Here is a 21,721-nt window from a genome sequence, read left to right as displayed (position 1 = left end):
CGACGTCCAGCAGACATCTCGGGGGCACGACAAGCTCTGACGAGCCGTCAGTTACCTTGTGAGTCATGCCGGAACGTCGGCGTCGATCCTGACAGCAGCCCAACCCGGGCCGCAGCTCTACTCTCACAGTTACCTTTTTCGTGGCCCCGCAATGGGGCGCCTGGCCCCCGGGTCCGGTATGGCTGTGTGCCCCCTGTCGAAGTGGATGACCTGGGGGGTGTTGCCGCCGGGCTTCGGGGCACCGCTTGACCGCTGATGAGGGGCCTGACGACCGCCTGGTCCGGCGCAAATGCCGGGCCGCTTTACGGGCGGCATGTCTGCGTAACGTGGTTGCCGGCGTGTGGTGCCACAGGGACGGCCAGGAGTTGAGGAGACGAGTGGCGAGGGGCACGCGCACATGGTCGACACGACCGCGATAGATCTCTTCCTCGGCCTGGACCTGGGCAAGGAGTTCCACCACGCCCACGGCCGGACCGAGGACGGCAGAACCGTGCACGACAAGCGGCTGCCCAACACCGAGCCGGAACTGCTGGAACTGTTCACCAGGCTGGTGGCGAAGTTCGGCACTGTCCTGGTGATCGTGGACCAGGTCGCCAACATCGGCGCGCTGCCGCTGACGGTGGCCCGCGCGGCGGGCTGCCGGGTGGCCTACCTGCCCGGTCTGTCGATGCGGCGGGCCGCCGACCTGCACCCGGGCGAGGCCAAGACCGACGTCCGCGACGCGTTCGTGATCGCCGAGACCGCCCGCACCATGCCGCACACCCTGCGCGCGGTGGACCGCGACGACGAGGTGCTGGCCGAGCTGACCATGCTCACCGGCTACGACAACGACCTGGCCGGCGAGGTCAACCGCGCCACCAACCGGCTGCGCGGCTTGCTCTCCCAGATCCACCCCTCTCTCGAGCGCGTGCTCGGCCCGCGCCTGGCCTACCCCTATATCCAGGCCCTCCTCCAACGGCACGGCTCCCCGGCGAGACTGAAGAAACTCGGCCGGGCCCGCTGCGAGGCCCTGCTCAAGGCACACGGCTCGCGCAAGGCCCACCACCTCACCACCGAGATCTTCGACGCGCTCGCCGAGCAGACCCTGGTCGTTCCCGGCACCGAGGCATCCGCGCTGATCGTGCCCGGCCTGGCCGCCCAGCTCGCCGCCGCCCACACCCAGCGCCGGGCCACCGAGCAGGAGATCGCCGCCCTGCTGGAGGCCCTCCCTCTTTTCCACCTCCTGACGTCTCTGCCCGGCCTCGGCGTCAGGACCACAGCGGCCGTGATCGTCGCGATCGGTGACGGCACCGGCTTCCCCACCGCCGGACACCTCGCCTCCTACGCCGGACTCGCCCCGGCCACGAAGTCCTCGGGCACCTCGATTCGCGGCGAGCACGCACCCCACCGCGGCAACCGGCTCCTCAAACGAGCCCTGTTCCAGGCCGCGTTCGCCGCGATCGGCTGCAAAACCGACCCGTCCTCCCGGACCTACTACGACCGGCAACGCGCACGCGGCAAGACCCACACCCAGGCAATCCTCCGCCTCGCCCGGCAACGCGTGAACGTCATCCACGCGATGATCCGCACCGGCGCCCTCTACGAACCACACACCCCCAGCGACGTCGACCTCGTAGCCTGACGACCCTGCCCTTGGCGACCCCGTCCCGCCCGCACACCGGCACGGCCACGAGCCGAGCCGCCCACCAGGCTGCCCAACAAGCACCTGATCCACCGGGGACATCCCGCTTCGCCAGACGTCCCCGAAAACCCGGATCAACCCCTACAAGTCAGCCCCACCAGGGTTGACGAAACAGATAGGGGCACCCCCCGATCTCGTCGTCGATCTTCACGTCAGTGCGGTCAGCTGGGCGACTAGGCTGTTCGTCACACAACGATCTTGGACCCCCTGGATGAAGAATCGATTATTACGGTGGTGATATTCTTTGCTGTATGGTCAAAAAATCTGGCGGTGAAAGTCTGTCCATCGATGTGTACGCGCGGCTGCGCATCGATATCTTCAATCGCCGGTTCGCGCCGGGGGAGCGGCTGAAGCCGAGTGAGCTGGGCGCCCGTTTCGGCGTCAGCATCAGCGTCATACGCGAGGCGCTCGGCCTGCTCGCCGCGCAGAATCTGGTCAGGATCGAGCGCAACCGCAGCTTCCACGTCACGACGCTCTCTCCCGAGGCGATGCATGAGCTGGCCGTGGCCCGCAAGATCAACGAGGGTGCCGCGCTGCGCATGTCCGTCGAGCGCGGCGACGTCAACTGGGAGTCGGAGGTGCTGGCCGCCCATCACCGGATGGCCAGCGAGCCGATGTACCTCCCGGACGACCCGACCGTCCGTAACAACGACTGGGCCGCCGCGCACATCGCCTTCCACTACAAGCTCATCGAGGCGTGCGGCAACGCCGTCCTGCTCGACATCTGCGTGCGCTTGACGGACGCGGGTGAGCTCTATCGCGCCTGGTCGTCCGCGAACGGCGACCCGCACCGCGACGTCGCCGCCGAGCACAGGGCGCTGCTGGAGGCGGCTCTCGACCACGACGCCGATCGTGCCGTACAACTGTTCGGGGCGCACGTCGACCGCACCGCGCAGATCCTCATGGTGCTGGAGCAGACGAGCGCCGCAGAGAGCAGCAGGGACGCGGCCACCACGCCATGAAGGCGAGCTGACGCTGTCCGTCCCGGTGGGGGCCGGGTGTCCGCCGCTGCAGCTGGCCGCACGCGCACTTGTGCCGACGCCCGACCGCGCGAGCGCGCTCAGCATGGCCAGGACCATCCATAGGCATGCCGGTGCTGCCGGACCGGGACGCCGCCACCGCCGTCGGGATGATGGACGAGTCGGCATCGTGGTCGCCGCAGGGTCGCTGTCCTCGCAGGGTGTCGCCTTCTGAACGCGCCGCAGGCGCGCGGCGGCTGATGATGTTCGCCGCGGTGCGGATCCCTCGGCGCGGCGGTAATCCGGTGGTGGTCAGAAGAAGACCGGGGACCTTGATCCGGGTCCGTGGCCAGCGCTGGTGGCACTGCTGGCACTGGTGAAGCAAGCCGGCCGAACCAGCTCTGGGCTGCCGACCTGACCTGGTGCCGCATCAGGCAACGTTCGCCCTGTTGGCGACTGCGCGTGGGCGCCCCTCATGGGGGTGCCCGCCCGATGCCGGCGAGCATCCGGCGGTAGTAGTCCTTGCGGATCTTCCGGCGGTCACGTCCTTGTCGACGTACACCTCCACGACCGTCCAGCCGCGCGATGCGGCGAGGAGACGGCAGTCGTCCCCCGGCGCTTCACGCCAGGTCCCCCGCCCTCGCGGTCATCTGAGATGCGGACGCAGATGCCGACGGGGCGGACGCGGTCCCTGGCGGAGGATTTCATCGCGTCAAGGTGGGGCGAGTTGATGCAGCCGAAGAAACGTACGGCATCACACCTCCGGGCACCAGGTGTGCAGCAGGCGGAAGAACGCCTCCTCGTTTCCCGCGAGGCCCGCCGCGGCCAGCGCGCGCTCAGCCTCCGCGAGGGCGGCGGGCGGCACGACGGGTGGTCGGCCCGTGCCGGGCGACCCGTCCAGGGCGGCTCGTACCGTCTGCAACAGGCGCAGATAGGCCTGCACGGCGGTGCGTTCGTGATCGGTCAGTACGGCGGTCGGCATCGGACGGCTCCCCGGTTCGGCTCGGCAACAGCGTTTCCATGGATCAGCGGTACAGCGGTACAGCGGTGCGGCGGTGCGGCGGTGCGGCGGTGCGGCGGTTCGGTGGTCACGCACCGCCGCACAGCGGTAGCGCTGGGTCCAGCTTGCCGTCCGCCACTGACAATGCCCTTTCGGTCCGCGTCGGTTCGCCCGGTTAGCGGAGGGGAAACATCACGGAAATCCCTTGTCGGACAAGGGCCCTACGCTGGAAGCCAGGGCCTGGAGCCGTACTCCCGGCGGCCCGGTGAGGGGAGGTGAGCCGGTGGTCGACGTCCCACGACAGCATCCGCGGCCCACCGCGCGGCTGCGCCCGGTGGGCGACGGAGAACTGCGGCTGCGCCACCGCCTGGTGCACGGCTACCGCCGCGCCTACCGCATGGCGGGCCAGGGCCCGGCACTCGTCCTGATCCACGGCATCGGCGACTCCTCGGCGACCTGGGCCGGGCTCATCCCCGATCTGGCCCGCACCCACACGGTGATCGCCCCCGACCTGCTCGGCCACGGAGCCTCGGACAAGCCCCGGGCGGACTACTCGGTCGCCGCGTACGCCAACGGGCTGCGTGACCTGCTGTCCACCCTCGGCATCGAACAGGCCACGCTGATGGGGCACTCGCTCGGCGGCGGGGTCGCCATGCAGTTCGCGTACCAGTTCCCGGAGCGCACCGAGCGGCTGATCCTGGTCAGCGCCGGTGGGGTGGGCCGTGAGGTGAACCCCGTCCTGCGGGCGGTCACGCTGCCCGGCGCCGACCTGGCCCTGTCCGCACTGCGGTTGCCGGGGATGCGGCTCCAAGTGGGGCTGGTCGCCCACCTGATGAGGCTCCTCGACACCGATCTGGGCCAGGACGCGCCGGAGTTGCTGACCCTGGTGGACGCCCTGCCCGACGCGACCTCGCGCAGCGCGTTCATCCGTACGCTGCGGGCGGTCGTCGACTGGCGCGGCCAGGTGGTGACGATGCTCGACCGCTGCTACCTCACCCAGGGCATGCCGACGATGCTGATGTGGGGCGACCGCGACAGCGTGGTGCCGGTACGGCACGCGTACCGGGCGCACGAGGCGATGCCCGGCAGCCGCCTGGAGATCTTCGAGGGCGCCGGGCACTTTCCCTTCCACACCGACCCGGCCCGCTTTCTCTCCCTCGTCGAGGAGTTCACCGGCACCACCAGCCCCGCCGACTGGAGCCGCGAACACTGGAGCGACCTCCTCCGCGCCGGCCGCCCGGGAACCGACGCGGGGCGCCCGGACACCGCCCGGAGCCGGGCGGCGGAGCGGGACCTGAGAGAGGCGAGCGAACGCAGCGCGACGTAGCCGCCGTGCCCACCGGGACGGCGGCCGAGCCAGGTCAGCCTTCCCGTGCCCCCGACGGCTCCGGTGCGCCGAGCACCGCGTCCCGCTCCTCGTCCGACAGCGGCGGATCGCTGACGGGCGTTCGGCGGGGGCCCCGGAGCACCGCGAGGAGGACGGCCGGATCGACCAGGGCCGACAGGGGCTTGGACAGCGTGACCACGTCGAAGAAGGCCTGGGTGACCAGGGGGCGGGCGGTCGCCGTGAGCAGGAGGCGGTCGATGTAGCGGCCCAGGAGCTTGTCCGTGAGGCCCGGCTGCTCGCCGATCGAGCCGGGGTAGCGGATGTCGGTGCCGGTGGCCAGGTTCCAGGCGGTGGCGACCGGCCGGGCCACGGCACGCTGCACGCGCCGGGCCAGCCCCGGCGTGGCGATCCCGTACTCGGACACGTGCTCGCGCAGTGCCACGGCGCCCTGCGCGGCCACCGAGAGCCCGTGCCCGTACACCGGGTTGTACGTGGCGACCGCGTCGCCGATCACGACGAAGCCCTCGGGCCAGTCGCCGACCTTCTCGAACAGGTAGCGGCGGTTCACGGTGCTGCGGGTGACGACGATGTCCGACAGGGGCTCGGCGTGGGCGATGAGCTCGCCCACGACCGGATGCCGGACGCCACGGGCGAACGCCTCGAACGCCTCGGCGGAGTCGGTGGGCTGGCCGCCGCGGGTGCCCGAAAGGGTCACCAGCCAGCGGCCGCCCTCGATCGGCACGATGGTCGTCGTCTGCCCGGGAACGGGCTGCCGCGCGTCCGGCTGTACGGTCACCACGGGGTGGTCCTCGGTGCCCGCAGGCGCCCGGAAGACCCGACTGGCGGACGCGAGCCCGGAGTCGACCTCCTCCATCGGCGCGGCGGGAACGCCCAGCGTGTCGAGCCACTTGGTCGCCCGCGAACCGCGCCCGGAGGCGTCCACGACCAGATCGGCCTCCAGGACCGTCTCCTCGCCGCCCGCCGTTCGGACCCGCACACCGGTCACGCGCCGTGCGTCGCCCTCCAGGCGGAGCAGTTCGGTGCGTGGCAGCACGGTGACGCGGGCGCCGCGCGCGACCCTCTCCCGTACCACCCAGTCGAGGAGGTCACGACTGCAGGCGATCATGAACTGCATCTCGGGCCACCGCCGGAACCAGCCCCGGGGCTGCAGGGAGACCAGACCCGTCGGCAGTGAGATGCGCCGGGCACCGGCGGCGAGCCACCCGTCGATGACACCGGGCAGCAGGTCCTCCATCGCACGGGCACCGCCGGACCACAGGACGTGGACGTGACGTGCCTGGGGGAGCCCCTTGCGCGGATCCGGCCCGTCCGGCAGCACATCGCGCTCGACGACGGTGACGTCGGCGTACGCGCTCAGCGCGGCGGCGGCCAGCATGCCGGCCATCCCGCCGCCGATGACGACGGCACGTCTGGGAGCCGTTCCCGGCGGTGGGCTAGCGGGTTCACTCATGGAAGTCGCTCTCTGACCTGGTCGCGTACCGCCCTCGGGCGGCCGCGACGACGGGGGACTGACGCAGGGCGATGGACATCCGCACGAGGTCGCGTGGTCCCTCGGCGGACATGAACGGAGAGGCGGTGGCGGGCGACGGCCCGGACGCCGGGGAATCGGCGGCCTCCGCAGAGTCGATGCCCCTGCCTTCCGGATCGGCGGACCGGGCCCGGACCGCCGCCGTCACCATCGCCGCGTCGGCCTCGGCCTGTGCCTGGACGGGATCGGAGCCCGTCGCGAGCGCCGCGGCGTACGCGTTCGCACGCACCTCGGCGTCGAAGTAGGGATACAGACTGAGCATGCCGTCGTGGATGTCCGACTCCCGCTGGGTGACCTGGAGTTCGGCCGGGGACCACCAGGACATGCGTACCCCCTGGGCCGCGTGCGGCGAGACCGGCTTCAGCTCGTGCCACAGCGGGCCGAGACGGCGGTACGTCGACCACGTGGACCAGGCGTCACCGACCCGCTGGCAGGCCAGTGGAAAACAGAATCCGACCGCGCTGATCTGTACTCCGGCGGAGGCGAGTACGGGCGCCGCGACGGAACTGAGGTAGTCGAGGTTCGCGCCGTTCCAGCGGGCGATCACGGCGGTGATCTTGGCGGCCATATAGGCGAGGTTGAACAGATAGCCGGCCACGATGATCAGCAGACCGGCCCGAAGCCACCCCTGCACCTGGAGTGCCCAGCGTCCGCACATCACGCTCATCGCGACGCCCGCGACGGTCAGTGCCGCGAGGTAGAGCACGATCATCTCGCGGACGAACGGCTCGTTGGCGTAGTACGTGTCGAAGTCCACCAGCCGCTCCACCGGCGTGTCACCGAGGGCGAACAGCACCACCAGCGCCACGATCACGACGCTGTATCCGATGATCCAGCGGCGCGACAGACGGCGCGTCGCCTCGGGCGGTCCACCCCGCCAGTTGACGATCAGCACGAGACAGGCGGCGCTGAAGGCGCTCAGCAGGCAGTAGACCAGCGGCGCCGAGACGTTCGTGATCCCGATGGCGTCGTTGACCTCGGCGATGGTCGGCGGGGCCGCGAAGAGGAACACGAGCCCGACCAGCGCCATCAGCGTGCACACGGAGCGCAGCAGCGGATCGCGCCAGGACCGCGACAGCGAGGGCGCCTTGACCATGAGGGCGGCCGCCATCGCGACAGCCGGAATGTAGTAGCTGGACCCGTCCATGGTGTGCCGGTGCTCTCAGCTCTGCGGCCCGCGATAGCCCAGAGAAGCCTCGATCCGCCCGGCCAGACCGTCACGCCGGACGGGGCCGCGCAGCGCCGAACCGGCCAGCCACCCCCGGCACTTGCTCGCCAGCAGCAACCCGAAGCTCTCGGCGTCCTTCTCGTCGGCCAGGTCCGACCGGGTGCGTGCCGCCACCTTCAGGACCGTCGCCTGCAGGTCGGCGTCGTCCGACAGCAGGCGGGCGGCGACGGCCGCGCCTTCCACGTGGTGGCTGCAGTGCCCGGCGTTCATGTGCCACAGCTCATGACCGAGGATCACCAACTGGTGGTCGGGCGCGGTGCGTTCCTCGACGACCACGAGGTCCTGGTCCGCCATGTCGAGCCAGAGCCCGCTGGCGGTGCCCGGCGGGAACGCGGCCGTACGGAACTGCACCGGGCGCCCGCGCCGTCTGCTCATGCCGTCGCACAGCGCGGCGTACAGGTCGGTGGGCTCCGCCGGTGCCGGCAGGGAGAGCTCGTCGACCAACTCGCCGCACAGACGGCGCATTTCCTTTCCTATGCTCACAGAATCCCCCGGATCACGACTCGGGCCGCTTGACGCTCTCCAGGAGCATGTCCAGCCACTCCGCTACCTTGTCCCGGTGCTGGTCGGTGGGCAGCTGCGCGGCCCGCCAGGCGATACCGCGGACCCCGTGGTCCTGCAGCAGCCGCTCCAACGGGTCCTCGACGATCGCCAGGACCGGTTCGCGCTCCCGGTCGGCGAGCCGCTGGAGCAGTTCCTGCTCGATGCGCTGGAGGGCGCCCGCGAGCGCCTCGGGGTCCTCGGCGGTGAGGAATCCGGCGTGCACCCCGAAGAACCGCTGGATGGCGTCGCAGTGCTCCATCGTGGGGCGCCGGTCGCCGTTGATGAGGGCGCCCGCCTGCTGGCGCGACATCCCGGCGCCGTCGGCGATCTCCTGCTGGGTGTACCGGCGGCCGCCCGGTTTCAGCCGGGTGCGGCGCAGCAGGTCGAGGCGTTGCAGGAAACGGGCCTGGAGATCCGGCTCGCCCGCGGCCCACCCGTTCAGCAGGGACCGGACCACGACCTCGGGGACACCGGACGCCGCGGACAGCCGCCGGACGTCGAACACCTCGTCGCGCGGCGCGCCGAGCCGGTCGGCCAGCCCGGTGACTCGGGCCACGACGGCCGGCAGCAGACCCGTCGCCGTGGCGCCCGGAACCTCGAAGCCATCCGTCACCGACACTTCTCCTACGTGTTGTCGACCGCTCTGGTGGAACCGGACCCCTAGGTCGTGTCCGCACACGACCTCGGACGTGAAGCCCTTGTGGGAGTTCCGGAAGTGCAGCGTGAACCGCCCGAAGACCGGAGAGTAGCCCTTTGTTCGAACTCGTATCCAGGTCTCGCCACAACTGTGGCGGGATTCAGCCGTCAACGGGCGTCAAATGCCACGATAGTTGACACCACTCGGGCGTGGGTAGCAGGATCACGAAGCCGCGTGAAGGCCGCATAGGCAAGAGGGGTGGACCTCCCGATGGCATACCAGGCAGGAGGGCCCCGGTCGCAGCCGCGACCCGCCCCCGAGAGTCTTGAGGCCCAGGCCTATCTCCAGGATTACGCCGCGCTCCTGGAGGGCGTCTCCTTCCCGTCCGTCGTCGTCGACCACCGCTGGGACGTCGTCCTGGCGAACGGTGCGTTCGAGACACTTTTCCGTGGCGTCGGCCCGCATCCCACCGCTATGCCGTGGGACAACTTCCTCCGGTTCGTCCTGTTTCATCCGGACGCGGGCACGGTCCTGGGCGAGCACGAGTCGAGCTGGTGCCTGCCGATGCTGGCGCACTTCGCCGCCGCCGTCGAACGGCACGGCCACGACCACGGACTCCAGTCGATCCTCCGGGACATCGCCCAGGACCCGATCATGGACGCCGCCTACCGGCACGGCCTGCCGCACTGGATCCGCTCGGTCGGCCCGGACGCCGTCGAGCACGACGGCGCGGTGCGGCCCCTGCTGCACCCCGACCCGCGCTGGGGCCGTACGGACTGCCGGATCGTCGGCGAGACCCCCAAGAACCTCCAGGACATGGGCTATACGCGGCTCACACTGGTCCTGCGCGAGGCCCGCCGCCCGGCACCGGCGCGCCGGCCCGGCGGTACGCGCCGCACGGCGAGTTACCTCAGCGTGGTGCCGGCGGTCGAGGCGTAGAGGTTGCCGAGGACGGCCGGCGCGTAGCCTTCCTTGCTTCATGCGTAGCACTCTGGATTGAGGAGCTGTCAGTCCAGGCGTCGCAGGCCACGCGAGGCGGCTTACGTCATTACGCAAGCCATTTGCATACCTTGCGCTATTCTTGCGCTCATGACGCGACGACTTGCTCAGGTGGCGAAGAAGGTCGGGGTCAGCGAGGCCACGGTCAGCCGGGTGCTCAACGGCAAGCCCGGAGTCTCCGACACCACCCGGCAGGCAGTGCTCTCCGCGCTCGACGTCCTCGGCTACGAGCGGCCCACGCAACTGCGCGGCGAACGCGCCCGGTTGGTGGGTCTCGTCCTGCCCGAGCTGCAGAACCCGATCTTCCCGGCGTTCGCCGAGGTGATCGGCGGCGCGCTCGCCCAGTCCGGTCTGACGCCCGTGCTGTGCACCCAGACCAAGGGCGGCGTCTCCGAGGCGGACTACGTCGACCTGCTGCTCCAACAACAGGTCTCCGGCGTGGTGTTCGCGGGCGGTCTCTACGCGCAGGCCGACGCGCCGCACGAGCACTACCGGCGGCTCGCGGACCGGAACATCCCGGTGGTCCTGGTGAACGCGGCCATCGAAGACATGGGCTTCCCCGGGGTCTCCTGTGACGACGGGGTGGCGGTGGAGCAGGCCTGGCGGCACCTCACCTCCCTCGGACACGAGCGCATCGGGCTCGTGCTCGGCCCCGGCGACCACGTCCCTTCGAGCCGCAAGCTAGCCGCGGCGCGAGTCCTGGGCGACCTCCCGGACGAGCATGTCGCCCGGGCGATCTTCTCCCTCGAAGGCGGTCAGGCCGCGGCCACCCGGCTGCTCGACCGGGGTGTCACCGGATTCATCTGCGCGAGTGACCCGCTCGCCCTCGGCGCCGTACGGGCCGCGCGCCGCAAGGGACTCGCCGTGCCGTCGCAGGTCTCCGTCGTGGGCTACGACGACTCGGCGTTCATGAACTGCACCGAGCCCCCGCTGACCACGGTCCGCCAGCCCATCGAGGCCATGGGGAGGGCGGCGGTGGAACTGCTGAACGCGCAGATCGGCGGCGGCAGCGTGCCGATCGAAGAGCTGCTGTTCGAGCCCGAGTTGGTGGTCCGTGGGTCGACCGGGCAGGCCCCGCGCCCCTGACGCCTCCTCAGTTGCCGTCGAGATCCACTTCACTGTCAAATAATTACAGACCCTGCACGACATCTTGCGATCAAAAGTCGCCGGTGCTTGAGTGTGCGACGCCAGACACGGCGACGCGCGCTCCCAGCGGGCTGCCGTGGGCCTTCCACGCTCCTGCCCAGAGGGGTCCACCGATGAGAAGCACCGGGTTCCGTCGCACCTGCATCACCCTCATCGCCTGCTCACTGGCGCTCAGTGCCTGCGGCGGATCCGATGACGACGACACCGCCGGCGGCAAGACCCGCATCACCGTCAACTGCATGCCGCCGAAGAGCGCCAAGGTCGACCGGTCGTTCTTCGAGGCCGACATCAAGGCGTTCGAAAAGCGGAACCCGGACATCGACGTCGTCCCGCACGACGCGTTCCCCTGCCAGGACCCGAAAACCTTCGACGCCAAGCTCGCCGGCGGCCAGATGGAGGACGTCTTCTACACGTACTTCACCGATGCCAAGCACGTCGTCGACGTCAACCAGGCCGCCGACATCACGAGTTACGTCAAGGACCTCAAGAGCTACGACACCATCCAGCAGCAGCTGCGCGACATCTACACCGTCGACGGCAAGATCTACGGCGTCCCGCGCACCGGCTACTCCATGGGCCTGATCTACAACAAGAAGCTCTTCGAGGAGGCCGGTCTCGACCCCGACCAACCCCCGGCCACCTGGGAGGAGTTGCGCGCCGCCGCCAAGAAGATAGCCGCCCTCGGCAAGGGCACCGTCGGATACGCCGACTACAGCGCGCAGAACCAGGGCGGCTGGCACTTCACCGCCGAGCTCTACTCGCAGGGCGGCGACGTCGTCGGCGAGGACGGCAAGAAGGCCACCATCGACACCCCCGAGGGCAAGGCCGTATTGCAGAACCTCAAGGACATGCGCTGGACCGACAACTCCATGGGCAGCAAGCAGCTGCTGGTCATCAACGACGTCCAGCAGATGATGGGTTCGGGCAAGCTCGGCATGTACCTCTCCGCCCCCGACAACATCCCGATCCTGGTGAAGGAGAAGGGCGGCAACTACAAGGACCTGGCCCTGGCTCCCATGCCGGGTGGCAAGGGCACGCTCATCGGCGGCGACGGCTACATGTTCAACAAGAAGGCCACGCCCGAGCAGATCAAGGCCGGCCTCCAGTGGCTCGACCACATGTTCCTCACGCCCGGTGACGGCTTCCTCGGCGACTACGCCCGCGCCAAGAAGAACGACGCCCCGGTGGGCCTGCCGGAGCCCCGGCTGTTCAGCGGCGCGGCCGACGCCAAGGACCAGCAGGTCAAGAAGGCCAACGCCAACGTCCCGGTGGAGAACTACCAGTCCTTCCTCGACGGCAACCAGAGCCTGGAGATGAAGATCGAGCCGCCCCAGGCCCAGCAGATCTACTCCGTCCTCGACAGCGCCGTCTCCGCGGTCCTCACCAAGAAGGATGCGGACATCGACAAGCTGCTGAGCGACGCCTCCGGAAAGATCGACGCCATCCTCGCGCGCGGCTGACACCCGCCATGAAGACAGCGTCCCAGCCCGCGGCGCCGCCACCGACGGCTGTACGGCCGGTGGCGGCGCCGCGACCCGGCCCCGGCGGGCGTCCGTTGCGCCGCCGCCTCGCCGACCAGTCCGGCGCGTACGCCTTCCTCCTCGGCGGACTGCTCTGCTTCGCCCTCTTCTCCTGGTACCCGGCGATCCGCGCGGTCGTGATCGCCTTCCAGAAGTACACCCCGGGTGCGGAACCGGAGTGGGTCGGCACCGCCAACTTCACCCGCGTCTTCCAGGACCCTGAGTTCGCCGCGGCCTGGCGCAACACGCTCACCTTCACGCTGCTCGCCCTGCTCATCGGCTTCGCCGTGCCCTTCGCGCTGGCCCTCGTCCTCAACGAACTCCGGCACGCGAAGGCCTTCTTCAGAGTCGTGGTGTACCTGCCGGTGATGATCCCGCCGGTGGTCAGTGCCCTGCTCTGGAAGTGGTTCTACGATCCCGGCGCCGGCCTCGCCAACGAGGCGCTGCGCTTCCTGAACCTGCCCACCTCGAACTGGTCCAACGGCGCCGACACGGCTCTCATCTCCCTGGTGCTCGTGGCCACTTGGGCGAATCTCGGCGGCACGGTCCTCATCTATCTGGCCGCACTCCAGAGCATCCCCGGCGAGCTCTACGAGGCGGCCGAACTGGACGGCGCGAACCTCTGGCAGCGCATCCGGCATGTGACGATCCCTCAGACCCGCTTCGTCATCCTCATGCTGATGCTCCTTCAGATCATCGCCACCATGCAGGTGTTCACCGAGCCGTTCGTGATCACGGGCGGCGGACCGGAGAACGCCACGGTCACCGTCCTCTACCTGATCTATAAGTACGCGTTCCTCTACAACGACTTCGGCGGAGCCTGCGCCCTCAGCGTCATGCTGCTCCTTCTGCTCAGCGCCTTCTCGGCGGCGTACCTGCGGCTCACCCGCTCCGGAGAGGAGGCCTGATGAGCAGCACCACACGGACACTGGTCTCACCGCTCACACTCGCCCGGCCGCGCGGCAAGGTTCTCTACTGGACCGTCTTCACCGGCGTGGTCCTCCTCTTCACGCTCGCCTTCCTCTTCCCGGTCTACTGGATGGCGACCGGCGCCATGAAGTCGCCGGACGAGGTGACGCGTACACCCCCGACCCTCGTCCCGGACCAGTGGCACCTCAGTGGCTACACCGATGCCTGGGACCTGATGCAGCTGCCGACCCACCTGTGGAACACGGTGGTTCAGGCAACGGGCGCCTGGATCCTGCAACTCGTGTTCTGCACGGCCGCCGCATACGCCCTGTCCAAGCTGAAGCCCGCCTTCGGCAAGGTGATCCTCGGCGGCATCCTCGCCACGCTGATGGTCCCGGCGCAGGCGCTGGTCGTACCGAAGTACCTGACGGTCGCCGACCTGCCGCTGATCCACACCAGTCTGCTGAACGACCCGCTCGGCATCTGGCTGCCCGCCGTGGCCAACGCCTTTAACCTCTACCTCCTCAAACGGTTCTTCGACCAACTCCCGCGCGACGTACTGGAGGCCGCCGAGATCGACGGCGCGGGACGGCTGCGGACGCTCTGGTCGATCGTGCTCCCGATGTCACGGCCGGTCCTGGGAGTCGTCTCGATCTTCGCGCTCGTCGCGGTCTGGCAGGACTTCCTCTGGCCGTTGATGGTCTTCTCCGACACCGACAAACAGCCCATCAGCGTGGCACTCGTCCAGCTGTCCCAGAACATCCAGCTGACCGTGCTCATCGCCGCGATGGTGATCGCCAGCATCCCGATGGTCGCCATGTTCCTGGTGTTCCAGCGGCACATCATCGCCGGGATCAGCGCGGGCAGCACGAAGGGCTGACCACCAGCAAGGGCCGACCACCACCAAGGGCCGACGCCCCCTCCACAGCAGGCTCGACAGACGAAAGGCAGGCACCGTGGGACAGCCTTCCCCTGCCCGCACCGACGACCAGTGGTGGCGCAGCGCCGTCATCTACCAGGTGTACGTACGCAGCTTCGCGGACGGCGACGGCGACGGCACCGGAGACCTCGCGGGCGTCCGAGCCAAACTGCCCCACCTCGCCGAACTCGGTGCGAACGCCCTGTGGTTCAACCCCTGGTACCCGTCCCCGATGGCGGACGGCGGCTACGACGTCACCGACTACCGGGCCGTCGACCCGGCCTTCGGCACCCTCGCCGAGGCGGAGAAACTCATCTCCGAGGCACGGGAGCTGGACATCCGCACCCTCGTCGACATCGTCCCCAACCACGTCTCCGACCAGCATCCGTGGTTCCGGGCGGCGCTCGCGGCCGGCCCCGGCAGCCCGGAGCGCGAGCTCTTCCACTTCCGCCCGGGACGCGGCGAACACGGTGAAATCCCGCCCAACGACTGGCCGTCCCAGTTCGCGGGCTCCGCCGAACCCGTCTGGACGCGGCTGCCCGACGGCGACTGGTACCTCCACCTGTTCACCCCCGAGCAGCCCGACCTCAACTGGGCGCACCCCGCGGTCCGTCAGGAGCACGAGGACGTCCTGCGCTTCTGGTTCGAGCGGGGCGTCGCGGGCGTACGCATCGACTCGGCGGCCCTGCTCGCCAAGGACCCGGACCTGCCGGACTTCGTCGAGGGCGAGGACCCGCACCCCTTCGTCGACCGCGACGAACTCCACGACATCTACCGCTCCTGGCGTGCCGTGGCCGACGAGTACGGCGGCATCTTCGTCGGCGAGGTCTGGCTCCCCGACTCCGAACGCTTCGCCCGCTACCTCCGCCCCGACGAACTGCACACCGCCTTCAACTTCTCCTTCCTGTCCTGCCCTTGGGACGCCGGACGCCTGCGTACGTCGATCGACGAGACCCTCGCCGAGCACGCACCGGTGGGCGCGCCCGCGACCTGGGTGCTCTGCAACCACGATGTGACCCGCACGGTCACCCGCTACGGCCGCGCGGACACCGCCTTCGCCTTCGCCACGAAGGCCTTCGGCACGCCGACCGACCTGGTCCTCGGTACGCGGCGGGCCCGCGCCGCCGCGCTCCTGTCGCTCGCCCTGCCGGGTGCCGTCTACCTCTACCAGGGTGAGGAACTCGGCCTGCCCGAGGCGGAGATACCGCGCGAGCGCATCCAGGACCCGATGCACTCCAGGTCGGGCGGCGTCGACCCGGGACGCGACGGGTGCAGGGTGCCGCTGCCGTGGGTGGCGTCGGCCCCGTACGCGGGCTTCGGGTCGCAGGAGGAGCCCTGGCTGCCGCAACCGGAGGGCTGGCGCGCGTACGCCGCCGATCTCCAGGCCGAGGACCCGGGCTCGATGCTCTCGCTCTACCGGGCCGCGCTGAGGATCCGGCCGGAGTTCGGCGACGGACCCCTCACCTGGCTGCCCGCACCCGACGGCGTCCTCGCCTTCGCCCGCGAGGGCGGTCCGGTGTGCCTCGTGAACCTCGCGGACACGCCGGCCGAACTCCCCGCGCACATCCAACTCCTGCTCAGCAGTGGCCCCTTGACCCCGGAAGGACTCCTCCCGAAGGACACCGCGGCCTGGCTGCGCACCGACTCCTGAGACCGCATTCCGCTATCCCCGTACCCCCACCACGAAGGGATCAGCACATGCACAGCTCTCGCTCAAGATATGTCAGGCTCATGTCATTCAGGGCCTCCGCCCCGGCGGCGGCAGCCGTGGCGGTCGCCCTCGCGGCCGGCCTGCTGACCGCCACCGTCCCCACCACCCACGCCGCCGCCGCGGCCGTCGGCGCCGACCTCCCCCTCACCTCGGTCGAGGCCGAGTCCGCGACCACCACCGGCACGAAGATCGGCCCCGACTACACCCAGGGCACCCACGCCTCGGAGGCCTCCGGCCGCCAGGCCGTACGACTCGCCGCGGGACAACGCGTCGAGTTCACGGCGCCCCGGACCGCGAACGCGGTGAACGTCGCCTACAGCGTCCCGGACGGCCAGTCGGGCACCCTCGCCGTGTACGTCAACGGCCAGAAGCTGGCGAAGTCGCTCGCCGTCACCTCCAAGTACTCGTACGTCGACACGTCCTGGATCCAGGGCTCCAAGACGCACCACCTCTTCGACAACACGCGCCTGCTGCTCGGGCAGACCGTGCAGCCGGGCGACAAGGTCGCCTTCGAGGCCGTGTCCACCCAAGTGACCGTCGACGTAGCCGACTTCGAGCAGGTGGCGGGCGCGGCGGCCAAACCCGCCGGAGCGGTGTCCGTCACCGACAAGGGCGCCGACCCCAGCGGCCAGGGCGACTCCACCCAGGCCTTCCGGGACGCCATCGCCGCCGCGCAGGGCGGAGTGGTGTGGATCCCGCCGGGCGACTTCCGGGTCACGTCCTCCCTCAACGGGGTCGCGAACGTCACGATCCAGGGCGCGGGCAGCTGGTACTCCGTCGTGCGGACCTCCCGCTTCATCGACCAGACCAGTTCCTCGGGCGGAGTGCACCTCAAGGACTTCGCCGTCATCGGGGAGGTCACCGAGCGAGTCGACTCCAACCCGGACAACTTCGTCAACGGCTCGCTGGGGACCGGCAGTTCGGTGTCCGGCATGTGGCTCCAGCACCTCAAGGTCGGTCTCTGGCTGACCGGCAACAACGACAACCTTGTCGTCGAGAACAGCCGCTTCCTCGACATGACCGCCGACGGCCTCAACCTCAACGGCAACGCCCGCGGGGTCCGCGTCCGCAACAACTTCCTGCGCAACACGGGCGACGACGCGCTCGCCATGTGGTCGCTCTACTCGCCCGACACCAACAGCAGCTTCGAGAACAACACCATCTCCCAGCCGAACCTCGCCAACGGCATCGCGATCTACGGCGGCACCGACATCGCCGTCAGGAACAACCTGGTCGCCGACACCAACGCCCTCGGCAGCGGGATCGCGATCTCCAACCAGAAGTTCCTGGACCCCTTCCACCCGCTCGCCGGAACCATCACCGTCTCCGGCAACACGCTCGTCCGTACGGGCGCGATGAACCCCAACTGGCAGCATCCGATGGGCGCGTTGCGCGTCGACTCGTACGACAGCGCCATCGAGGCGACGGTGAACATCACCGGGACGACAATCACCGACAGCCCGTACAGCGCCTTCGAGTTCGTCTCGGGCGGCGGGCGCGGGTTCGCGGCCAAGAACGTCACCGTGGACGGGGCGACGGTGAACAAGGCGGGCACGGTCGTCGTCCAGGCCGAGACACAGGGCGCGGCCAAGTTCAGCAACGTCCAGGCCACCGGCGTCGGCGCGGCCGGCGTCTACAACTGCCCCTACCCGACCGGCTCGGGCACCTTCACGCTCACCAACGGCGGCGGCAACTCCGGCTGGGACAGCACCTGGTCGGACTGCTCGACCTGGCCGCAGCCGGGCTCGGGGAACCCGGACCCCGACCCGACGCGCAACCTCGTCAAGGGCCGCCCGGCCACGGCGACCGGCTCGACGGACGTCTACACGCCCGGCAAGGCGGCCGACGGTGACGCGCTCACGTACTGGGAGTCGGCCAACAACGCCTTCCCGCAGGCCTGGACGGTCGACCTCGGCGCCCCGGAGTCCGTCCGCAGGCTCGTGCTCAAACTGCCGCCGCTCGCCGCCTGGCAGGCACGGACCCAGACCCTCTCCGTGCAGGGCAGTACCGACGGATCCGCGTACTCGACCCTGGTCGCGTCGCAGGGCCATCGGTTCGACCCGGCCACCGGGAACACCGTGACCATCACCCTGCCGGACGGTGCCAAGCCCCGCTATCTGCGGCTCGCCGTCACCGCCAACACTGGTTGGCCCGCAGGGCAGTTCAGTGAGGTGGAGGCGTATCTGAACTGAGGTCCTTCACCACCCGGTCGACCGGTGCCCCGTGCTTCGCCGCCTGGATCTGCTCGTACACATGGGTCCGCAGCTCGGCGAAGCGCGGGGCCACCCGGGTGTGCAACTGGTCGCGCTCGGCCGGGAGATCGACCTTCAGCTGCTCCTGGACGACGGTCGGGGAGGAGGACAGCACCAGCACCCGCTCGCCGAGGTACACCGCCTCGTCGATGTCGTGCGTCACGAAGAGGATCGTGATGCCCCGCTGCCGCCACAACCCGCGGACCAGATCCTCCAGTTCGGCGCGGGTCTGCGCGTCCACCGCCGCGAACGGCTCGTCCATGAGCAGCACATCGGGCTCGTACGCGAGCGCGCGGGCGATCGCCACCCGCTGCTGCATGCCGCCCGACAGCTGCCACGGGTACGCGCCCGCCGCGTCGGTGAGACCGACCGACTCCAGGGCGTCGGCAACGAGTTCGCGGCGCCGCGCGTTCGGCAACTTCTTCTGCTTGAGGGGGAGTTCGACGTTCTCCCGGACCCGCATCCAGGGGAAGAGACTGCGCCCGTACTCCTGGAAGACGACGGCCATCCCGGGCGGCGGCCCGGTCACGCGCTCACCTCCGAGGAGCACGACACCCGCCGTCGGCGTCAGCAGTCCGCCCACGCACTTCAGCAGCGTCGTCTTGCCGCAGCCCGACGGACCGACGAGACACACCAGTTCGCCGGCCTCGACCGTGAAGGTGAGATCGCGCACCGCCTCCACCCGGCGGCCCGACCCCTCGTAGACCTTCCTGAGGCCGCGTACGTCGAGCATGGAGCGCCCTTTCGCAAGGTTCACGTTCGAGAGGTTCATGACGACCGCCGGGACACATCACGCAGGCCGTGGTACCAGCCGAGCACCCGCCGCTCGACCAGCCGGAAGACAACCGACAGAACAAAACCGAGCAGCCCGAGCAGCAGGATCCCCGTCCACATCTCGGGGATGGCGAAGCCGCGCTGGAACTGGACGACGGTGAAGCCGAGCCCGTTGCTCGCGGCGAACATCTCGCTGATGACCATCAGGATGATGCCGATGGACAGGGCCTGCCGCAGCCCCGCGAAGATCTGCGGACTCGCCGAGGGCAGCACCACGTGCCGCAGCCGGGCGACCCCGGTGATGTCGTACGAGCGGGCCGTCTCCGACATCACGGAGTCGACCGCCCGGACGCCCTCCACGGTGTTGAGCAGGATCGGCCAGACGCAGCCGCTCGCGATGACGGCGATCTTCATTGTGTCCCCGATGCCCGCGAACAGCATGATGACCGGCACGAGCACGGGCGGCGGCACCGCGCGCAGGAACTCGAGCACCGGCTCGCACACGGCCCGCACCCTGCGGTACGAGCCGATGACCGTGCCCAGTGCCACGCCCGCGACGGCCGCGCACGCGTACCCGGCGCTCAGCCGCAGCAGACTCGGCAGCACGTCGTCGCGCCACCGCTCGCCCGTCCACACGTCCGGGAACGTGGTGAGGATCGTGCGCAGCGACGGCCAGTAGATGTCGGTGTTGTCGTCCGAGGCGAGCCACCAGAGCGCGACCAGCAGCGCGGGCAGCGCGACGGCGACGGACAGGCGCGGCAGCAGACCCTTCACACCGCCACCTCCCCGCGCACGGACTGGTGCCAGGACAGCGCCCGCCGCTCGACCGTCCGCGCGCCCACGTTGATCAGCAGCCCGAGCAGCCCGGTGACCACCACCAGCGCGTACATCTCCGGCACTGCCTGCGAGGTCTGGGCGACGGCGATCCGGGCCCCCAACCCCGGTGCCCCGATGACGAGTTCGGCGGTCACGGCGAGGATCAGCGCCACCGTGGCAGCCAGCCGCACGCCCGTCATGACGTACGGGAGGGCCGAGGGCCAGAGCACGTGCCGGATCCGCGCCCAGGTGCCGAGGCCGTACGAGCGGGCCGTCTCCTCGGCGACCGGGTCGACGTCCCGGACGCCGTACATGACCTGGATCAGCACCTGCCAGAAGGACGCATAGACGACGAGGAGCAGGACCGAGCGCAGATCGGTGCCGAACAGCAGCACCGCGAGCGGGATCAGGGCGACCGAGGGGATCGGGCGCAGGAACTCGATCGTCGAGGCCGTGGCCGCACGGAGGTAGGGCGTGACCGAGATCAGAACTCCCGCCAGGATTCCGGCGGTTACCGCGATCGTGAGCCCGAGCGCCCAGCCGGTGAGCGTGTCCCCGAGCGCGGTCCAGAACGCCTCGTCGGCAAGCTCTGTCGCCAGCGCGTCGGCGATGCGGCTGGTCGGCGGGAAGTACTCGTCCTTGACGAGGCCGAGCCGCGGCACCGCCTCGCCGAGGGCGAGGAAGACCGCGAGCCCGGCCGCGCCCAGGAGGGCATTGGTGCCCCTCACGGCAGCAGCTTGTCCAGGTCCGGGGCCTTGTCGAACAGGCCGTCCTGCACGCCCAGTTCGGACAGCCGCTCGATGGAGGCGCGGTTCGGTTCCGCGGGCCACTGGGGCAGGGTGAGCGTCTCCAGCAGGTCCTTCGGGATCTTCGTGTACGTGGTGATGATCTCGCGGACCTCGTCCGGGTGGCTGTCGGCGTACTTGAGGGACTCGGCGGTCGCCTCCTGGAACTTCTTCAACGTCTCCGGGTTCTTCTGGGCGTACTGCTGGGAGGTGAAGTACATGGCCACGGTGAGGTCGGGCGCCACGTCGACCCAGAGCGACGCGATGGTCGTGCCGCCCTGGGACTTGATGGTGGCGAGCGCGGGTTCCACGACACACGCGGCGTCCACCTGGCCGTTCGCGAGCCCGGCGGGCATCTGGTCGAAGGGCATCTCCACGAACTCGACCTTGGACGGATCACCGCCGTCCTTGCGGACCGACTCCCTGACCGAGGTGTCACAGATGTTGTTGAGCGTGTTGACCGCGACCTTCTTGCCTTCCACGTCCTTGGCGGACTTGAGGGGGCTGCCCTTCTTCACGGCGAGCCCCGCGAAGTCGGCGCCCTCCTCGCCGGTGGACGCGGCACCGTTCACCACGGCCTTGACCGGCATGTTCTTGGACTGGGCGACCAGCAGGGACGTCATGTTGCTGAAGCCGAAGTCGAACTGGCCGGAGACGACACCGGGCACGAGCGCCGCGCCGCCCTGCGCGCTCGTCAGGGACAGCTTGAGGCCGCGCTTGCTGTAGAAGCCCTTCGACTGGCCCAGGTAGAGCGGGGCGACGTCGATGATGGGGATGACGCCGGCCTTGATCGTGGTGGTGCCGCCGGATGCCTTGTCGTCGTCCGACCCGGCGGAGTCGGACGAACCGCAGGCCGTCGCGGCGACGAACACGGCGCCGGCCGCGAGGCCGATGAGCAGACGACGCATGACTCCCCCTCTGGACCACTGGGACAGTTCTTCGACGGGCTGTGCGCAGACCGCACAG

Annotated in this window: 19 protein-coding genes; 10 read left to right on the top strand and 9 right to left on the bottom strand. The window is 69.8% G+C overall.

Translation table 11 applies throughout. The annotated features are described in order from the left end of the window. Window positions 1-397: 397 nt before the first annotated feature. Both OHA11_RS05620 and OHA11_RS05615 read left to right on the top strand, forming a co-directional pair. The gene (locus tag OHA11_RS05620) at window positions 398-1,621 is read left to right on the top strand and encodes an IS110 family transposase (RefSeq protein WP_266492588.1); all 1,224 of its coding nucleotides are present in this window, start codon (window positions 398-400) and stop codon (window positions 1,619-1,621) included. Between the two features lie 311 nt (window positions 1,622-1,932). Continuing rightward, window positions 1,933-2,643: a GntR family transcriptional regulator gene (locus OHA11_RS05615; protein WP_266492587.1), complete on the top strand. Its 711-nt coding sequence runs from the start codon at window positions 1,933-1,935 to the stop codon at window positions 2,641-2,643. A 751-nt stretch (window positions 2,644-3,394) separates the two neighbouring features. On the opposite strand, the gene OHA11_RS05610 is transcribed toward OHA11_RS05615, so the two are convergent. Continuing rightward, window positions 3,395-3,622: a hypothetical protein gene (locus OHA11_RS05610; protein WP_266492586.1), complete on the bottom strand. Its 228-nt coding sequence runs from the start codon at window positions 3,620-3,622 to the stop codon at window positions 3,395-3,397. A 301-nt stretch (window positions 3,623-3,923) separates the two neighbouring features. Here OHA11_RS05610 and OHA11_RS05605 point away from each other — a divergent pair, with 301 nt between their 5' ends. Continuing rightward, window positions 3,924-4,967 (top strand): alpha/beta fold hydrolase, encoded by a 1,044-nt coding sequence (locus OHA11_RS05605; RefSeq protein ID WP_266492585.1) that lies wholly within the window; start codon window positions 3,924-3,926, stop codon window positions 4,965-4,967. A gap of 34 nt (window positions 4,968-5,001) precedes the next feature. Here the strand turns inward: OHA11_RS05605 and OHA11_RS05600 are convergent, their stop codons facing one another. The 4 genes from OHA11_RS05600 to OHA11_RS05585 are packed head-to-tail and all read right to left on the bottom strand — an operon-like array spanning window position 5,002 to window position 8,900. Next, on the bottom strand, window positions 5,002-6,438 hold the full coding sequence (locus OHA11_RS05600) for an NAD(P)/FAD-dependent oxidoreductase (RefSeq protein WP_266492583.1): 1,437 nt from the start codon (window positions 6,436-6,438) through the stop codon (window positions 5,002-5,004). Beyond that, a complete protein-coding gene (locus tag OHA11_RS05595; protein ID WP_266492582.1) occupies window positions 6,431-7,663 on the bottom strand; it encodes an MAB_1171c family putative transporter in 1,233 nt (410 codons plus the stop codon). Before OHA11_RS05595 ends, OHA11_RS05600 begins: the two co-directional genes overlap by 8 nt. A 15-nt stretch (window positions 7,664-7,678) precedes the next feature. Then, window positions 7,679-8,209, bottom strand: a complete 531-nt coding sequence (locus OHA11_RS05590; RefSeq protein WP_266492580.1) for a toxin-antitoxin system, toxin component — start codon at window positions 8,207-8,209, stop codon at window positions 7,679-7,681. A gap of 31 nt (window positions 8,210-8,240) precedes the next feature. Next, on the bottom strand, window positions 8,241-8,900 hold the full coding sequence (locus OHA11_RS05585; RefSeq protein ID WP_266492579.1) for a helix-turn-helix transcriptional regulator: 660 nt from the start codon (window positions 8,898-8,900) through the stop codon (window positions 8,241-8,243). Between the two features lie 294 nt (window positions 8,901-9,194). Between OHA11_RS05585 and OHA11_RS05580 the strand changes: the two genes are divergently transcribed. From OHA11_RS05580 to OHA11_RS05550, 7 genes are all read left to right on the top strand, one after another. Further along, window positions 9,195-9,863 carry a hypothetical protein gene (locus OHA11_RS05580; RefSeq protein ID WP_266492577.1) on the top strand — a complete coding sequence of 223 codons (669 nt, stop codon included), beginning with the start codon at window positions 9,195-9,197 and terminating at the stop codon, window positions 9,861-9,863. Window positions 9,864-10,013: 150 nt separating this feature from the next. Beyond that, window positions 10,014-11,009, top strand: a complete 996-nt coding sequence (locus OHA11_RS05575; RefSeq protein WP_266492575.1) for a LacI family DNA-binding transcriptional regulator — start codon at window positions 10,014-10,016, stop codon at window positions 11,007-11,009. A 173-nt stretch (window positions 11,010-11,182) separates the two neighbouring features. After that, window positions 11,183-12,529 carry an ABC transporter substrate-binding protein gene (locus OHA11_RS05570; protein WP_266492573.1) on the top strand — a complete coding sequence of 449 codons (1,347 nt, stop codon included), beginning with the start codon at window positions 11,183-11,185 and terminating at the stop codon, window positions 12,527-12,529. Window positions 12,530-12,537: 8 nt separating this feature from the next. Next, window positions 12,538-13,497, top strand: coding sequence for a carbohydrate ABC transporter permease (locus tag OHA11_RS05565; RefSeq protein ID WP_266492570.1), 960 nt, complete (start codon window positions 12,538-12,540; stop codon window positions 13,495-13,497). Further along, the gene (locus tag OHA11_RS05560; protein WP_266492565.1) at window positions 13,497-14,378 is read left to right on the top strand and encodes a carbohydrate ABC transporter permease; all 882 of its coding nucleotides are present in this window, start codon (window positions 13,497-13,499) and stop codon (window positions 14,376-14,378) included. The genes OHA11_RS05565 and OHA11_RS05560 overlap by 1 nt, the downstream gene beginning before the upstream one ends. A gap of 76 nt (window positions 14,379-14,454) precedes the next feature. Continuing rightward, complete coding sequence (locus OHA11_RS05555) at window positions 14,455-16,068, top strand: alpha-amylase family glycosyl hydrolase (RefSeq protein ID WP_266492562.1); 1,614 nt, start codon at window positions 14,455-14,457, stop codon at window positions 16,066-16,068. 80 nt (window positions 16,069-16,148) lie between these two features. Beyond that, entirely contained in the window at window positions 16,149-18,320 is a 2,172-nt protein-coding gene (locus OHA11_RS05550; RefSeq protein ID WP_266492560.1) for a discoidin domain-containing protein, read from the top strand. On the opposite strand, the gene OHA11_RS05545 is transcribed toward OHA11_RS05550, so the two are convergent. The 4 genes from OHA11_RS05545 to OHA11_RS05530 are packed head-to-tail and all read right to left on the bottom strand — an operon-like array spanning window position 18,292 to window position 21,663. Beyond that, entirely contained in the window at window positions 18,292-19,152 is an 861-nt protein-coding gene (locus OHA11_RS05545) for an ABC transporter ATP-binding protein (RefSeq protein WP_266492558.1), read from the bottom strand. The two genes, OHA11_RS05550 and OHA11_RS05545, sit on opposite strands and share 29 nt — an antisense overlap. Then, window positions 19,149-19,928, bottom strand: coding sequence for an ABC transporter permease (locus OHA11_RS05540; RefSeq protein ID WP_266492556.1), 780 nt, complete (start codon window positions 19,926-19,928; stop codon window positions 19,149-19,151). The genes OHA11_RS05545 and OHA11_RS05540 overlap by 4 nt, the downstream gene beginning before the upstream one ends. Further along, the gene (locus tag OHA11_RS05535; RefSeq protein WP_266492553.1) at window positions 19,925-20,698 is read right to left on the bottom strand and encodes an ABC transporter permease; all 774 of its coding nucleotides are present in this window, start codon (window positions 20,696-20,698) and stop codon (window positions 19,925-19,927) included. Before OHA11_RS05535 ends, OHA11_RS05540 begins: the two co-directional genes overlap by 4 nt. Beyond that, window positions 20,695-21,663 carry an ABC transporter substrate-binding protein gene (locus OHA11_RS05530; RefSeq protein ID WP_266492550.1) on the bottom strand — a complete coding sequence of 323 codons (969 nt, stop codon included), beginning with the start codon at window positions 21,661-21,663 and terminating at the stop codon, window positions 20,695-20,697. Before OHA11_RS05530 ends, OHA11_RS05535 begins: the two co-directional genes overlap by 4 nt. Window positions 21,664-21,721 lie beyond the last annotated feature (58 nt).

The sequence above is a fragment of the Streptomyces sp. NBC_00878 genome (assembly GCF_026341515.1).
Classification (GTDB): Bacteria; Actinomycetota; Actinomycetes; order Streptomycetales; family Streptomycetaceae; genus Streptomyces.
This window is presented reverse-complemented; position numbering and strand designations above follow the sequence as displayed.

Bases quoted from the DNA above. Each gene is read 5' to 3' on its own strand.
- OHA11_RS05620 (WP_266492588.1), top strand. From the start codon at position 398: ATGGTCGACACGACCGCGATAGATCTCTTCCTCGGCCTGGACCTGGGC.
- OHA11_RS05615 (WP_266492587.1), top strand. From the start codon at position 1,933: ATGGTCAAAAAATCTGGCGGTGAAAGTCTGTCCATCGATGTGTACGCG.
- OHA11_RS05610 (WP_266492586.1), bottom strand. From the start codon at position 3,622: ATGCCGACCGCCGTACTGACCGATCACGAACGCACCGCCGTGCAGGCC.
- OHA11_RS05600 (WP_266492583.1), bottom strand. From the start codon at position 6,438: ATGAGTGAACCCGCTAGCCCACCGCCGGGAACGGCTCCCAGACGTGCC.
- OHA11_RS05595 (WP_266492582.1), bottom strand. From the start codon at position 7,663: ATGGACGGGTCCAGCTACTACATTCCGGCTGTCGCGATGGCGGCCGCC.
- OHA11_RS05590 (WP_266492580.1), bottom strand. From the start codon at position 8,209: ATGCGCCGTCTGTGCGGCGAGTTGGTCGACGAGCTCTCCCTGCCGGCA.
- OHA11_RS05580 (WP_266492577.1), top strand. From the start codon at position 9,195: ATGGCATACCAGGCAGGAGGGCCCCGGTCGCAGCCGCGACCCGCCCCC.
- OHA11_RS05575 (WP_266492575.1), top strand. From the start codon at position 10,014: ATGACGCGACGACTTGCTCAGGTGGCGAAGAAGGTCGGGGTCAGCGAG.
- OHA11_RS05570 (WP_266492573.1), top strand. From the start codon at position 11,183: ATGAGAAGCACCGGGTTCCGTCGCACCTGCATCACCCTCATCGCCTGC.
- OHA11_RS05565 (WP_266492570.1), top strand. From the start codon at position 12,538: ATGAAGACAGCGTCCCAGCCCGCGGCGCCGCCACCGACGGCTGTACGG.
- OHA11_RS05560 (WP_266492565.1), top strand. From the start codon at position 13,497: ATGAGCAGCACCACACGGACACTGGTCTCACCGCTCACACTCGCCCGG.
- OHA11_RS05550 (WP_266492560.1), top strand. From the start codon at position 16,149: ATGTCATTCAGGGCCTCCGCCCCGGCGGCGGCAGCCGTGGCGGTCGCC.
- OHA11_RS05545 (WP_266492558.1), bottom strand. From the start codon at position 19,152: ATGAACCTCTCGAACGTGAACCTTGCGAAAGGGCGCTCCATGCTCGAC.
- OHA11_RS05530 (WP_266492550.1), bottom strand. From the start codon at position 21,663: ATGCGTCGTCTGCTCATCGGCCTCGCGGCCGGCGCCGTGTTCGTCGCC.